Source organism: Paraburkholderia phenazinium (assembly GCF_900141745.1).
Lineage (GTDB): Bacteria > Pseudomonadota > Gammaproteobacteria > Burkholderiales > Burkholderiaceae > Paraburkholderia > Paraburkholderia phenazinium_B.
This window is the reverse complement of the sequence record NZ_FSRM01000002.1, coordinates 3,091,831-3,105,893: the sequence shown is the minus strand read 5'-3', so window position 1 is coordinate 3,105,893 and position 14,063 is coordinate 3,091,831. Positions and strand designations below refer to the sequence as shown.

15 protein-coding genes are annotated in these 14,063 nt (G+C 61.1%); 4 read left to right on the top strand and 11 right to left on the bottom strand.

Features of this window, described 5'->3' with window-relative positions:
• The first annotated feature begins 268 nt into the window (after positions 1-268).
• Positions 269-715 carry a lipocalin-like domain-containing protein gene (locus BUS06_RS33680; protein ID WP_074268589.1) on the top strand — a complete coding sequence of 149 codons (447 nt, stop codon included), beginning with the start codon at positions 269-271 and terminating at the stop codon, positions 713-715.
• 196 nt (positions 716-911) lie between these two features.
• Here BUS06_RS33680 and BUS06_RS33675 read toward each other — a convergent pair whose 3' ends face one another.
• Positions 912-1,124, bottom strand: a complete 213-nt coding sequence (locus BUS06_RS33675; RefSeq protein WP_074268588.1) for a tautomerase family protein — start codon at positions 1,122-1,124, stop codon at positions 912-914.
• A 229-nt stretch (positions 1,125-1,353) separates the two neighbouring features.
• Positions 1,354-2,094 carry an SDR family oxidoreductase gene (locus BUS06_RS33670; protein WP_074268587.1) on the bottom strand — a complete coding sequence of 247 codons (741 nt, stop codon included), beginning with the start codon at positions 2,092-2,094 and terminating at the stop codon, positions 1,354-1,356.
• A 134-nt stretch (positions 2,095-2,228) separates the two neighbouring features.
• Between BUS06_RS33670 and BUS06_RS33665 the strand changes: the two genes are divergently transcribed.
• Together BUS06_RS33665 and BUS06_RS33660 are read left to right on the top strand one after the other, a co-directional pair.
• Positions 2,229-3,158, top strand: a complete 930-nt coding sequence (locus tag BUS06_RS33665; RefSeq protein ID WP_074268586.1) for a LysR family transcriptional regulator — start codon at positions 2,229-2,231, stop codon at positions 3,156-3,158.
• Positions 3,159-3,474: 316 nt separating this feature from the next.
• Positions 3,475-4,404 (top strand): intradiol ring-cleavage dioxygenase, encoded by a 930-nt coding sequence (locus BUS06_RS33660; protein ID WP_074268585.1) that lies wholly within the window; start codon positions 3,475-3,477, stop codon positions 4,402-4,404.
• Between the two features lie 69 nt (positions 4,405-4,473).
• Here BUS06_RS33660 and BUS06_RS33655 read toward each other — a convergent pair whose 3' ends face one another.
• The 8 genes from BUS06_RS33655 to gcvA all read right to left on the bottom strand — a co-directional run bounded on the left by BUS06_RS33655 (position 4,474) and on the right by gcvA (position 11,965).
• Positions 4,474-4,866: a RidA family protein gene (locus tag BUS06_RS33655; RefSeq protein WP_074268584.1), complete on the bottom strand. Its 393-nt coding sequence runs from the start codon at positions 4,864-4,866 to the stop codon at positions 4,474-4,476.
• Positions 4,867-4,905: 39 nt separating this feature from the next.
• Positions 4,906-5,730: an isocitrate lyase/PEP mutase family protein gene (locus BUS06_RS33650; protein ID WP_074268583.1), complete on the bottom strand. Its 825-nt coding sequence runs from the start codon at positions 5,728-5,730 to the stop codon at positions 4,906-4,908.
• A 54-nt stretch (positions 5,731-5,784) separates the two neighbouring features.
• A complete protein-coding gene (locus tag BUS06_RS33645) occupies positions 5,785-6,327 on the bottom strand; it encodes a carboxymuconolactone decarboxylase family protein (protein WP_074268582.1) in 543 nt (180 codons plus the stop codon).
• A gap of 249 nt (positions 6,328-6,576) precedes the next feature.
• Positions 6,577-7,074, bottom strand: coding sequence for a methylated-DNA--[protein]-cysteine S-methyltransferase (locus tag BUS06_RS33640; RefSeq protein ID WP_074268581.1), 498 nt, complete (start codon positions 7,072-7,074; stop codon positions 6,577-6,579).
• A 91-nt stretch (positions 7,075-7,165) separates the two neighbouring features.
• Positions 7,166-8,128 (bottom strand): AraC family transcriptional regulator, encoded by a 963-nt coding sequence (locus BUS06_RS33635; protein ID WP_074268580.1) that lies wholly within the window; start codon positions 8,126-8,128, stop codon positions 7,166-7,168.
• Positions 8,129-8,259: 131 nt separating this feature from the next.
• Entirely contained in the window at positions 8,260-8,730 is a 471-nt protein-coding gene (locus BUS06_RS33630; RefSeq protein ID WP_143787696.1) for a hypothetical protein, read from the bottom strand.
• Between the two features lie 317 nt (positions 8,731-9,047).
• Positions 9,048-10,727, bottom strand: a complete 1,680-nt coding sequence (locus BUS06_RS33625) for an ABC-F family ATP-binding cassette domain-containing protein (RefSeq protein WP_074268578.1) — start codon at positions 10,725-10,727, stop codon at positions 9,048-9,050.
• 338 nt (positions 10,728-11,065) lie between these two features.
• Positions 11,066-11,965, bottom strand: coding sequence for a transcriptional regulator GcvA (gene gcvA / locus BUS06_RS33620; RefSeq protein WP_074268577.1), 900 nt, complete (start codon positions 11,963-11,965; stop codon positions 11,066-11,068).
• Between the two features lie 144 nt (positions 11,966-12,109).
• On the opposite strand from gcvA, the gene BUS06_RS33615 reads away from it, so the two are divergent.
• Positions 12,110-13,414, top strand: a complete 1,305-nt coding sequence (locus tag BUS06_RS33615) for an adenylosuccinate synthase (RefSeq protein WP_074268576.1) — start codon at positions 12,110-12,112, stop codon at positions 13,412-13,414.
• 183 nt (positions 13,415-13,597) lie between these two features.
• On the opposite strand, the gene BUS06_RS33610 is transcribed toward BUS06_RS33615, so the two are convergent.
• Positions 13,598-13,969, bottom strand: a complete 372-nt coding sequence (locus BUS06_RS33610) for a YciI family protein (RefSeq protein ID WP_074268575.1) — start codon at positions 13,967-13,969, stop codon at positions 13,598-13,600.
• Positions 13,970-14,063: the final 94 nt, after the last annotated feature.

The window sequence follows — 14,063 nt, the reverse complement described above, 5'->3', positions numbered from 1 at the left end:
ACGTCCAACTGACCGGTTTGGTCCGCGGGCTGCCGATCGCAGTCAGGCAGTAGCCGGCCAGAGACGGAACTTTGCAACGGCCTCGGAAATGGCTTATAAGCGGGCGATTCCATTCATATGAGATCGATTGATCTGGTTAGCGATTGCGAGTAGTGTCGACAGAATCGGAGAACGCAAAGCCGGAGCCGGAATGCGGGAATGAGCGTCATCTAGGCGCTCGACTCAGTTTCAGGCCACGCGGCGTATTTGTGTTGGAAGGGTGGGCGCTATGACACAAGAGCGAAAGAACTGCACCGGTCCGCAGCTAGGAACGTGGAAGCTACAATCCTTCACGACTGAAGACCTGGACACAGGCGAGAAGACCGATTTGTTCGGCGCTCACCCAAGCGGTTATCTCAGCTATGGTCCCGACGGCCGGATGTACGCAATTCTGGTCAAGGAAGGGCGAAAGGCGCCAGCCGATTTGGTTCCGACCGACGCCGAGCGCGTCGATCTCTACGGCGGGTTTAGCTCATACGCGGGGACCTACAGTATAGAGGGCGACAGGATTAGTCATCATGTTGATGCATCATGGAATCAGTTCTGGACAGGGACGACCCAGGTGCGTCAGTTCAGCATCGACGGCAAGTACTTGTACATCAAAACGCTGCCCGCCAGGAATCCAGTAACTGGCAAGGGAAGCATTTCCGTGTTGGTATGGGTCAAGGTCGACTAGAGTTGATCTGCGGCGTGCGTTCTAAACGCACGCTCAACGCAGACGAGGGCAACTCCGAATCTGCTTTACTGTTCGCCTGCCTGAATGCTCGATACCCATCAGGGGGATGAGCAGGTGTACATGAATAGCAGATGCCGGTGTATCGGACTTGCGATTGGACGGGCGCAAGGCGGAAATCCTCGCGCCCGTATGGACATCAGTTGTGCGGAATACCCATCTTCTCCATCGTCAGGGTTTCGTCGGCGCGTCCCCAACCACCGTCGGCGACCTCGTCCACGAGAACCATCGAGTAAGGACGGACGCCCTCACCGAAGTATTCGACGAACATGGCCGTCGTGCGGTGGATGATTTCCTCTTTTTTCGCGGCATCGAGCGTGCCCTCGGGAAACTTGTAATTGGCAAATGGCATGAAAGACTCCTTTATTGAGGACTGAAAACGAGGTGCCGGCTTTCGGCACCTGGACATTGCGAAGGCGATTCGCAAAACTGGTGTTACCGGGCGCGACGCAGGGGCGCCCGGCTCTAGAGCAGCGGCTCGTCGCTGCGCCGAATCCGCCTGACGCGCCGGTGATAAGGATAACTGACGACATGCGACGCCTACCTCAGGAAAAGGTGGTGGGACGGCCTTCGCGCGGGGCTCAGGCGAATCCGCCATTGGCGCGCAGGACCTGACCGTTGATCCAGCCGCCCTCGGAGCCGACGAGATACGACACGGCGTATGCGATGTCTTCGGGCTGTCCGAGGCGTTCGAGCGGCGCCTGATTGGCGATCTGGGCGATCAACGCTTCAGACTTGCCGGCAAGGAAGAGCTCGGTGGCAACCGGGCCGGGCGCGACAGCGTTCACGGTGATGCCGCGTCCGCGCAACTCGTTGGCGAAGACGCGCACGAGGCCCTCGACGGCGGCCTTGCTGGCGATATACGGGCCGTAGCCGGGAAAATTCTTCGCAATGACACTCGACGACAGCGCGACGAAGCGGCCGCCATCGGGAAGCACTTGCGCGGCCTGGGACATCATAAGGAACGTGCCACGCAGATTCACGGCGATCATGGCGTCGAAGGCGGGCAAGTTGCCATCCGCGATCGTGCCGAGCGACATCACACCGGCACTGTTGACCACCACGTCGATGCGCCCGAACGCGTGTCGGGCGTCGGCAAAGATTCGCTCGACGTCCTGCGGGGTGCCGACGTCCCCGCGCGACGCGATGGCCGTGCCGCCGGCAGCGCGGATGATCTCCACCGCGTCCAGTGCGGCGGCTTCATTGCCGGCGTAATTGACGACGACGGCCAGGCCATCCTGTGCAAGGCGCAAGGCGATCGCGCGCCCGATACCGCGTGACCCGCCGGTCACGATGGCCACGCGTGAAGAACCAGTTTCCATTTTTGCTCCTTTGCAGAGTGACTCTCAGGTGGTCGACTGCCTTGAGAGCGATTATTCCCGCACAGAGTGCCTGGATAAATGGTGGTAAATTGCCATGACTATTCAATGGGAATAACTAATCGAGATCGGCGGATATGGATCGCTTTGACACGCTGCAGTTGTTCGTCCGGATTGTCGAGCAGGGCAGTTTCACTAAAGGCGCGAGCATGGTGGACATCCCGCGCGCGACCGCGACGTATGCCATCAAGGCACTCGAGGCGCGACTCGGGACGCGGTTACTCGAACGAACGACGCGGCACGTGCGGCCGACACTCGACGGCCAGGCTTTTTATGAGCGCTGCGTGCGCATCCTGAGCGAGGTCGACGATGCGGAGTCGTCGTTCTCGCATCAGACCAGCAACCCGCGTGGCGTGTTGAGGCTGGACCTGCATGGCACGCACGCCACACGCATCGTGTTGCCGCGCATCGACGAGTTTCGTGCGCGCTATCCGGGTATCGAACTGGTGGTGAGTAGCGGCGATCGCCTCGTCGATCTCGTGCGCGAAGGTGTCGATTGCGTGGTCCGTGGGGGGCGCCCGCGCGACTCGTCGCTGATCGCGCGGCCTGTGGCCGTCGTACCGCAGGTCATTTGCGCGAGCCCTGCCTATCTGGCGCGATTGGGTGCGCCCTCGACACCGGCTGACCTGGCCTCGCACGAAGCTGTTGGCTTCTTTTCCCAGACGAGTGAGTCCTCCTATGCGATCGAACTGCGCATCGAGCGGAAGATCACTGAATTCAAGCTGGGTAATTGGATCTCGGTGTGCGACGCTGAGAATTATGTTGTCTGTGCGTTGCGCGGAGCGGGTCTGATTCAGTTGCCCCGCTTCCACGTGGAGGACGAGCTTGCCGATGGCCGCCTCGTCGAGGTCCTGACGGAGTGGGAGAGTCCGGGCCTACCCATCAATATTCTCTATCCCCAGCACCGGCAGCTCGCTCCGAGGGTCCGTGCTTTCGTGGATTGGGCGAGTCAGGTGTACGCGGCGAAATTCGGCGGTGAGAGCGGGTTGGATGCAAGAGTGCTATAGACCTTCACGAAAGAGTGTGAATGGCCGCGAAGGCCGAGGATCGATGCGACCGGCATGACTGCCGCGAAACTTGCGGCCAAGCGTCCCCGCAAACCCCTTACGGAATCTAATGCTACTGCGGACAGCGTAAGAAACGCTGCTAGAGATTCCACTTTCGACTTAGCAACTGAGAGGCAAATCCGGTGGAAATTTCACGAATCCAGAACACTCCACATGCAGTCAAGACATACCTGCGTTAAGGCGGTGAAAGGGCCGAGTAAACGTGAATCCATGGTTTTGCCATACATTGGACGACCGTCTATTTCCAGAGTCCTTCATGGCTTTCGAAGCACCATTTACGCGTCGCCGGTTCCTGTCGGCGACGCTCGTCGTTGGCACCGCGTTGCCGTTGCAGAAGGCAGCATGGGGCGCGCAAACCGATCCCGCGCTATGCAAGCTGAGTCCCGAACAGGAGGTCGGACCGTACTATCTCGACGACGAGCTCCTGCGTAGCGACATCACGGAAGGCCGGCCCGGTGTCCCGCTGATTCTTGATATCGAGGTGATGGACGCGCGCCGCTGCGTGCCGCTGGTGGACGCGATCATCGACGTTTGGCAATGCGACGCGTTGGGCGTCTATTCGGGTTTCACGAAGAACGCCCCTCCGCCGGAACCGCCGCCGGGCACATGGCAGGGCGGCCCGGGAGGGCTCGGCGGTCCCGGTGGGCAGAGGCCCGACGGACCGCCGCCGGGCGGCCAACCGCCGGACCAGCCGCCCAGAGGACGGGGCCATCCGCCGGGGCCGCCGCCGAAAATGGAGCCGAGCGACCATCTGACCTTCCTGCGCGGCATCCAGCGCACCAGTCGCGATGGCCTCGTGACCTTCCAGACAATCGTGCCCGGTGTGTACGAAGGGCGCACGAACCACATTCATTTCAAGGTTCGCGGCACGGGCTCGACACATGCGGCCAGCCACGTGTCGCACGTTGGGCAAATCTTCTTTCCCGAGAAGTTGATGGTACAACTAATGGATCTTGCACCGTACCGCGATCACCGCACTCTCCGCACGACGCAGAACGACGATCCCGTGTTCTCGAGGCAGCAGGGCCTGACGTCGATTGCGCGCGTCGCGCCGCTATATGGCAATGACCCCGCGAAGGGACTGCGCGCACGGATCGTCGCAGCGGTCGATCCTGATGCCACGCCCGTGCCCGTCGACAACAAAGTCGACTTCAAGACGATGCCTGCCGGGTCGGTCCGCGAGTGATCGAATGTGGACCAAACGATGCCGAGTTGAGGCGCACGCTTTTCCGTGCCCGCTAGCACGCCGCCATATTCACAGCGCCGCAACGCAATCAATTTCGATGTCGAAATGTCCGGGCCACGCCGGCACGTTAACGAAAATCCGTGCCGGCGGCTGCGCGCCGAAGAACTGCGCATAGATTTCGTTGACGACCGGAAACATCGCCACGGAAGTGCAGTAGACGTTGCACTTCAGCACCTGATCGAGCGACGATCCCGCCGTCTCTACACACAGCTTCAGTTGCTCCAGCACGCGCCGGGTTTGCTCCTCGATTGGTGCGTCCAGCACTTCGCCGGTTTGCGGATCGAACGGCGGGAAACCGGACACGTAGATCGTGTCGCCGTGCCGCGTGACGGCCGATGTCGGTGCCTTCCAGCGCTCGAGCCAACTGGACAGCGGTTCCACGCGGACGATTTCGCGGGCCATGATGTTCTCCTTGAAAAATGGATTGATGTTGAGCGAATCTCAAGCACCGTCGCGAAACTGCGCGTTGAGCTGCGCGCCTGACGCGGCATCGGTGAATCCGTCGAAGCGTCCGTTCGCGAGCGACTGCGCGGCGCGCATGAAGCCGCCCCACGCAGCCCGCGCCAGCGCGCCGCCGACGCTGACGCGCCGCACGCCGAGTGCGCCCAGCTCCTGCAACGTAAATGCGGATTGCGAGCCAATCAGCACATTCACCGGCTTGGGCGCCACCGCGGCAACGACGGCTTCGATCTGTTCACGCGTCTGGATGCCGGGCGCGTACAGACAATCAGCGCCGGCTGCCGCGTAGGCCTTGAGCCGTGTCAGCGTATCGTCCATATCCGGCACACCGACGAAGAAATTTTCCGCGCGGCCGATCAGCAACGTGTCGCCGCCGTTCTCGTCGATTGCCTGGCGTGCCGCTTTGAGCCGCGCAACTGCGATATCGACCGGAAACAGCGGGCTTGCGGCATCGCCGGTGGAGTCTTCGATCGACAGACCCGCGACCCCTGTTTCAACCGCCAGCTTGACACTTTCAGCGACGTCGGCTGGATCTGCACCGAAGCCGTTTTCGAAGTCGGCATTCACGGGCAGGTCTGTTGCTGCGACCATCTCGCGCAGATGCGCGAGGATGATCTCGCGTGTTACGTGATTGTCCGCGCGACCGGTCGACCACGCGAAGCCGGAGCTGGTGGTCGCGATGGCCTGGAAACCCAGGCTAGCGAGGTAGCGGGCGCTCCCTGCATCCCAGGGATTCGGCAGCATGAAGCAGCCGGATTCGTGTAGCGTGCGGAACGCGGCGCGCTTTTCGGTGACGGTGCGTGACATAACGGACTCCTGAAAAGGAAGGGAACCCGTGCGGGCTCCCGAACGCTCTCGGCTTTAGCCAATTTCCGTTTCGACGACCGGAAAATCGATTTCGGTGTCGAACGCGTTGTTGACGAAGTTCGTCAACAGGAACTGTGCGCTGAGTGCGATGATTTCGACGATATTGGCATCGGTGAAGCCCGCCGCGCGTACCGCCTGCAGATCATCTTCGCTGACTTTGCCGTGCGTTTCCATCAGCTTCTTCGCGAACGTCACGGCCGCCGCCGTCTTCGGCGTGCTGGATTGGCCGGCGCGATTGAGCCGGATTTCGTCGTCGTCGATGTTCGCCAGGGTACTCGCCACGTGGGAGTGCGCCGACAGACAGTATTGGCAACCGTTCACCTGCGAAACCGCGAGCGCGATACCGTCGCGCAGCTTCGTGTCGAGCGTCTTCGCGAGCGCGCCTTGCAGTCCGGCCCATCCGTTCAGCGCGTTCGGGCTCAGCGCCATGATGCGGAAGAGATTGGGTGTCATCTTCAGTTGCTTCGTTATGGCGTCGACAACGGGGCGCGACGCGGCGGGAATCTGTTCGTCGGTGGGAAGCGCAATGCGGGTCATGATGGTTCTCCTGATGATCGAAAGAGGGAAGCGGGTCTGCGTCCAACGCGTCTGTGTTGGCGTTTGCATTGATAGAAAGTCTAGAGGCACATGCCGTGCAAAAAGTCCGGCAAACCACCTCGAAAGTCCGCTTGTGCGGATCGATGCGGAGCGTGGTCGCAGCGCCGCAAAAAAAACCGGCGCCAGGCATCAGCGCTTGCGCGCTGACACGTGACGCCGGTCGAGAGGTGGGTGACCTGCGTGTCGTCTTCAGACGGTTTTTCGTGCTGCCCGATCTTCCGTGTCAAGCAGTAGGGCTTTGGTTGGAAGGCCACCAGCGAAGCCGGTCAGACTCCCCGACGAGCCGATCACACGATGGCACGGCGTAATGATCGAAAGCGGATTGCGCCCGATCGCCGCGCCCACAGCCCGCACAGCTTGACGGTTGCCGATTCGCGTCGCGATGTCTCGGTAGGTGCGCCGCTCGCCAAACGGAATGTCGAGCAGCGCGTCCCACACGCGCTTCTGGAACGGCGTGCCTTCCATCGCAATGTCGAGATCGAATCGAGTGCGCTCGCCAGCGAAGTACTCGCGAAGTTGCCGGGCGGCGTCCAGCAGCACCGGATTGTCGTCCGCCGGTTGCATCTCGCCCAGCTTCACGCGGTTCTTGCGCTCGTTTTCCCACAGGATGGCGACCAGCTTCATGTCGCGCGCGACGAGTTTGAGCTTGCCGACTGGCGAGTCGACGATCATGTATTCGGGAGCCATTTTGAACCTCCAGTCCATGGGTTGACATGAGTCAGTATGGACGGGAGGGCGCTGCACGGGGTCCGCCAGATAGTGCAAATCGTCCGGCAGTTCAGGCGTGTTCGGCGTCTGACCGATACCCGGCCGGGCCGGTGCCGAATACTTCGCGAAATGCGCGGACGAAGGTGCCGCGGCTCGCATAGCCGACATTGCGCGCGACCTGATCCAGCGACAGATCACCGGTGCGCAACTGGGCGGCGGCTTGTCGCATGCGGATGTCACGCAGGACCTGCATTGGCGAGTGGCCGAGGGCCGCTGAAAAGCGGGCCATGAAGGCGGACCGGCTCAGGAATGCCGCATCTGCGAGGCTCGCCACGCTGTGCGGCGCGGCGGGGCGGGCCACCATGTCCGCGAAGACCCGCGCGATCTGCGGATCGCCGAGCAGCGCGAAGCGTTCGAGCCAGAGCGCGTTCGTTTTCAGCGAGCGGCGCACGAGCGCGACGATCACCTGTTTCAGCAACGCCCCCGACATGGCGCCCGCGCCGATCTCCTGGGCGACGAGTTCATCGAAGGCGGTGCGCAGGTAGACGTCGAGCCGGTCGGACGCGTCGAATTGCTCGACGATCGGTGTGGACAGCGTTTCGAAGAGATTGATGGATGCGCCAAATGCTGCATTGAAATAGCCGCAGATCATCACGGTCATCGGCTCGGAGGTGCCGGCGCGAAACCGGTTGATCGAATCGACGACCTGCTTGTGCTCGCGCCCAGGCACGACGATCGGCGCGATGCCGGCCTTGGCCGCGGGAACCTCAAGCTTCAGCGGGTGACGGGGCGGCACGATCAGCAGCGTATGCGGTGCAAGCGGTACCGTCTCTGCGCCGTCGATATGCAGCAGTCCTTCGCCGGACAGGATGTAGTGGATGCCGGGCGCGTCGTTGCCGTCCAGTTCGAGCACGAAGCCCTGGCTGACGAGACACTCGGACAATCCCAGCACCCGGATCTCGAGCAGCGTGATCAGTTCGTTCAGATCGACGGGGGAGACACGAGGCGAGGGGATCGGCGTTGCGGCTGGCATTCGTATGGGGTGGCGGAACGGAAAAGTTGAAAAACTGATTGGATTCCGCCCTCACTATGTCAGCATATGGGCGAGTTTGTCTATTTTCGATTGGCCTGCAAACTGGCGAGCGCCGCATCGGCCAGGTGTCGCTAGTTCAAAGACCGGGTTTCCTTCACGAACTGTCTTGCCCGCTGTATGAACGAGTCGATGTCCATATCCGAGTAGCCCAGGGCGTCATGGTTATGCCATATCCAACTTGCAATATCCGCCCCGTTTAAACCGGGCTGCACCTGGTCCGGGGCAGAGAACTGCAATGCGATCTCGTTGGTCCGCGGAATGATGTGGAAGTGGATCGCTTCAATCGACTCGCCGAATCGCAACACGTATACCCGCTCGGGTGCCAACAGTGTGTGCAATAAAGTATCCGCCAAACGTATGCAAGCGCCAAGGTCAGCGTCCGCCTGTAACGGAAGGTCGGAGAACCGGGAAACGGGCGTGTTGGAACTCAGGATGAGGTAACCAGGCAAGCGAAATCCATGTGCCTGACTCAGGGTGTAGAAGCCGGATTGATAGATCTCGGATGATTCCATGGCGTGGGTCGTCAAGGTCGGGTTGTCCATTCTAGCCAACTGCCACATTTGCCCACTTGCCCGATTGCAACGAGGGGAAATCGTTGCCTGATTGGTGTCGATAATGGTGGGCAGACTACCGGCGTTGCGCACGGGAACGCCTCTACTTGATATCGCAAACTGAAGCCAGGTAATACGGGAACAGAACACTGAAGAATTCATCCGTCCAGGCGTCGGCTTTGCCCCGTAACTGGTCATCCGATTGTCAAACACGAACGCTCGTTCATCGGCCGAAGCCGCCTTAAGCGGACCTTCGACTCGACGCGAGCGCTATGGCAGCTTCCAGGCGGGAGCTGCCAGGGGCTTACTCAGGCGACGACTTTCTGCTCCCCGGCGGCCTGCTCGCGCATGCGACGGGCTTCGTCGCGCAGGAACTGCTGGTAATCGTCCAGATCGCCGTCGAAGGGCTCGACGCCACCCTTGGTGACGAGCCAGAACTCGTCACATACCGCGCGCAGCAGGGAACGGTCGTGACTAACCAGCAACACTGTGCCTTCGAATTCGTTGAGTGCCATGCCCAGCGCTTCGCGTGTGGCCAGGTCCAGGTGGTTGGTAGGCTCGTCGAGCAGCAGCAGGTTGGGGCGTTGCCACACGATCATGCACAACACGAGCCGCGCTTTCTCGCCGCCGCTCATCGTGCCGACCGCCTGATGGACCATGTCGCCACTGAAGCTGAAGGTGCCGAGGAAGGTGCGAAGCGATTGTTCGGTGCCACTCTGGCCGGGGGCACGCATGTGCGCCGGCGTATCCTTGGCAAGGCGGATCATGTGTTCCATCGGGGTGTCGAGAGGGCGCAGCACGTCGAGTTCCTGCTGGGCGAAGTAGCCGATGTTCAGGCCTTTGCCTTCGCTGATTTCGCCGGCAATCGGCGCCAGCTCGTGCGCCACCGTCTTCACCAGAGTGGACTTGCCCTGGCCATTGGCACCGAGAATGCCGATGCGCTGCCCGGCCAGCACAGATCGGTTGATGCCCCGCACGATGACCGTCGGCGGCGTGCCCGGCGGTGCGTCGGCCGGCGCCGGGTAACCGAAGCTCGCGTCCAGCATCGACAACAGCGGGTTAGGGACGTTGAGCGGCTCCTTGAACTCGAAGGTGAACTCTGCGTCGGCAAGCACTGGCGCGATCTTCTCCATGCGTTCGAGCGCCTTGACCCGGCTCTGCGCCTGCTTCGCCTTCGAGGCCTTGGCCTTGAAACGGTCGATGAATTTCTGCAGGTGGGCGATCTTGTCCGCCTGTCTGGCCATCGCGGCCTGCTGCAACAGCAGTTGCTCAGCGCGCATCTCTTCGAACTTGCTGTAGTTGCCGCCGTAACGCACCAGCTTGGCGTTGTCGACGTGCACCGTCACCTGCGTCACCGCGTCGAGGAATTCGCGATCGTGGCTGATCACTACCATGGTTCCCTGATAGCGCTTGAGCCACGCTTCCAGCCAGACCAGCGCGTCGAGGTCAAGGTGATTGGTCGGCTCGTCGAGCAACAGCAGGTCGGACGGGCACATGAGCGCGCGCGCCAGCTGCAGTCGCATGCGCCAGCCGCCGGAGAAACTGTTGACCGGCTGGCTGAGCTGCGCAGCACTGAAGCCAAGGCCCAGGATCAGCGCCTGGGCACGTGCGGGGGCATCGTGTGCACCGGCGTCGTGTAGGGCCATGTAGGCGTGCGCCATGCGCATGCCATCGTCGCTGGCCTCGGCGGCGGCGACTTCAGCCTGGGCGGCCAGCATGACGGTGTCACCCTCGATTACGAAGTCGGTCGCACTCTGCTCGGTCTCAGGCATCTCCTGCGCGACCTGGCCCATCTTCCATGCAGCGGGAATCGAGAACTCGCCGCCGTCTTCGTGCAGCGTGCCGTTGAGAAGGCCGAAGAAGGACGACTTGCCGGCGCCATTGCGGCCGACAAGGCCAATCTTTTCGCCGGGGGTGAAGGTGACGGATGCGTTGTCGAGTACGACATTGACGCCGCGGCGCAGCGTGACATTACGGACGGAAATCATAAGGAGCTACTTCGGAGGGGATAGGCATGATAGCCGACCGGGGTTACAGGACTGTTTTTTTCTGGTTGCACGAGGGAAGTGCCGCTTGCGCTTGGCGGCGCCCACCGCCCATAAAGCGAGGCGGGGACGGGTACAGGAATCAGTCGGTAGGCCATGGTCGGAATACCCGGAAATGATCCAGGAACCCGCGGACAGAAGATTGCGGGGAATGTTCGTCACGAACGTGTACATCGTCAGCAATCAGGAAATATCGCCCCAAATAAGCTTGAGCTATTAAAGGCGGTTTCATAAGTACCTAGCCTTAATTTTTTCGGTATTTATGAAATCTGTTCTGGTCACTATGCATTGCGTGAGAAACGATGCCCCAGTTCACGCAGCCACGTGAGAAAGGTATTGATGGCGGGATCCCCAAGGCGGGCATTGTGGACGTAGCTGCAGTAGCGCCATGCCGGCAGAGCCGGTCCGTCGAACGGAAACACGAGACGGCCCTCTTCGATATCGAGTGCTACAAGCGCGGTCGGGCCCATCGCGATACCCAGGCCATCAATAGCGGCCTGCAAGGTCAGATAAAAGTGATCCAGTTGCTGGGAATTGCGTGTAGCAAGCCGAGGGTTGCCGCACGCCGCGAGCCATTCGTCCCAAAGGCCAGGATAGGTCGCCGTGTGCAGCAGGGTGTGATGCGCCAGGTCCGAGACATGGTGTATCGGATGAGATTCCAGCACCTTGGGCGAGCACACCGGCAGCCGGACTTCCGACAGAAATTCATTGACTACGTACCCTGCCGCTTTCTGCTCGCGGCCGCGAATCGCCACGTCGCATTCGTCGCGCAGTCTTTCGATCGGTTCATCCGAGGTAGTCAGGCGGACTTCCACCGCCGGATTGCTCAACTGGAAGTGGGAAAGCTGCGGCAATAGCCATCTCAACGCGAACGTGGTCGGCGCATTGACCCTGATGATCTGCTGTCGCGTGACCCGAAGATGTTCGTCGGTCGCCAGCGCAATGCGGTCGAGTGCCGCCGATATCTCCGACAGATAGGCGCGTCCCGGCGCGGTCAGTACCACCCTTCGGCCGCGGCGTTCAAACAGGTCATGTCCAAGCCAGGCCTCCAGTTGTCCCACTTGCCGGCTCACTGCCCCGTGCGTGACGCAAAGCTCGTCGGCTGCGGCTGAAAAGCTCTCGGCCCTGGCGGCGGCTTCAAACACGCGCAGTGCGTTCAACGGTGGCAGACGACGTGGCATACGGCGAATCTCTATGTGAGTTTTGCTGACAAAGGTGATGACTTTATATCGATTTTCGTGGCTGCTGTCGACGCTTATATTGCGCTGGTTGGCAGCAGATCCGGTTTTCGATCTGTTCGATAAACTCACCAGTAAGGCTACCGTATGCGAAATGTTGTCGTGGTTGGTGCGCAGTGGGGCGATGAGGGAAAAGGCCGGATTGTGGATTGGCTTGCCGAGAAAGCGGACATCGTTGTCCGCTACAACGGTGGCCACAACGCAGGCCACACACTTGTGGTGAATGGCCAGACCTACAAACTGGCGCTGCTTCCCAGCGGTATCGTGCGCGGAAAGCTTAGTCTGATCGGCAACGGCGTCGCCCTTGATCCCGAAGCGCTGCTTGCGGAGATTGACCGCATGGCCGCGCTGGGCATCCGTATAACGCCAGAAACGATGCAGATCGCCGAGACGGCCACGCTTGTTCTACCGGTCCATCGCGCGATCGACGCCGCTCAGGAACGCTTGCGCGCCAAACCGATCGGCACCACGCTACGCGGTATCGGTCCGGCATACGAAGACAAGGTGGGGCGCCGAGGCTTGCGCGTCTGCGACCTGGCTGAACCGGCACTGCTCGCGCAAAAGCTCGATGCACTGCTTGAGCACCATAACGCGTGGTTCCGCGGCGTCGGTCTCGAACCTTTCCAGCGAGACCAGATGTTGAGCGACCTGGTTGCCATGGCACCAAGAATCCTGCCGTTCATGGGACGGGTCTGGGAACGACTCGACAACGCCCATTCATCGGGCAAGCGCACGGTATTCGAAGGCTCGCAGGCCGTGATGCTTGACGTGGATTGGGGTAGCTATCCCTATGTGACGTCGTCGACCACCGTCGCCGCTGGCGCGGCCAGTGGCACCGGCATCGCCCCGTCACGCCTCGGGCAGGTGCTCGGTGTCAGCAAGGTCTATGCAACTCGTGTCGGCGAAGGCCCTTTCACGTCCGAAGTGGACGGAACACTCGGTGACCTGCTTAGGCAACGCGGCGCCGAGTATGGAGTCAACACGGGTCGGCCGCGTCGCTGCGGTTGGCTGGACACGGTACAACTGCGTCAGAGCACCAAGGTCGCCGGCATCAGTCTGCTGGCGCTGACCAAGCTGGATGTGCTCGATGGCTTCGATTCGGTCTACTTGTGCGTAGGCTACGAGCTTGATGGGAAGCGCATCGGTTACATGCCGTCCACCAACGCCGAGCAGCAGCGCCTGCAGCCGGTTCTCCAGCGCTTTGATGGTTGGGACGGTTCCACCCGGGGCATCCGGTCTTATGGCGATCTGCCCCGCCAGGCCGCGGCGCTGATCGAAGCGATTCAGCGGGAAGTCGGCGTTCCGGTGTCAATGGTTACCACTGGTCCTGAACGTGATGATGCAATCGTCTTGCGATCTCCATTCGCGCAAACGGACGATATAGCAATCTGATTGACTCGTGCCGACAAACGATTGACGGGGGGGCGTCATCGAGAAAGCTGAGTGACCGTCGTGGGTGTACTGTTTGCGCTGCAAGATAGATGTACCGATGCTCACTGAAGACGAGTGGCAAGCCGTGCATGTGTTTGCGGACAAAGGAGCGCCGATGCATGTTTGGGACACGCGTCCAAGCCATCATCTGGCCAGGTAGAAATCCAGGGGGATAAGCTCGACGGCCCATCCGCCTTCTTCGCCCAGCGTGGCCGCCGGGTGCATGGAGGCGATGCGCAACGCTTCGTCGTGGGTATCCGCCTCGATGACGAACAGGCCGCCCACGACTTCCTTCGACTCGGTGTAGGGCCCATCGATGACGTGCGTCTTGCCACTGCGCGGGCGGAGAGTCTTCCAGGTGTCCAGATCGCCAAGCGACGCGGAAATCAGTACCTTGCCGGTCGCGCGCATCTTGTCGTCCAATGCGGGGCATTGACTGACTAGTTTCTTGACGTCGTCTGGCGTCATCGCGGCGAATTTTTCGGGGGTGAAGTAAGCCAAGCCGAGGTATTTCATGGGAGATCCTTTGGGTGGGAATACCCTGACGACGAATCTGATGATCGAAAATCGACAAACTTCTGGAGAGTTTGTAGCGGGTCTCGCCAGCCTG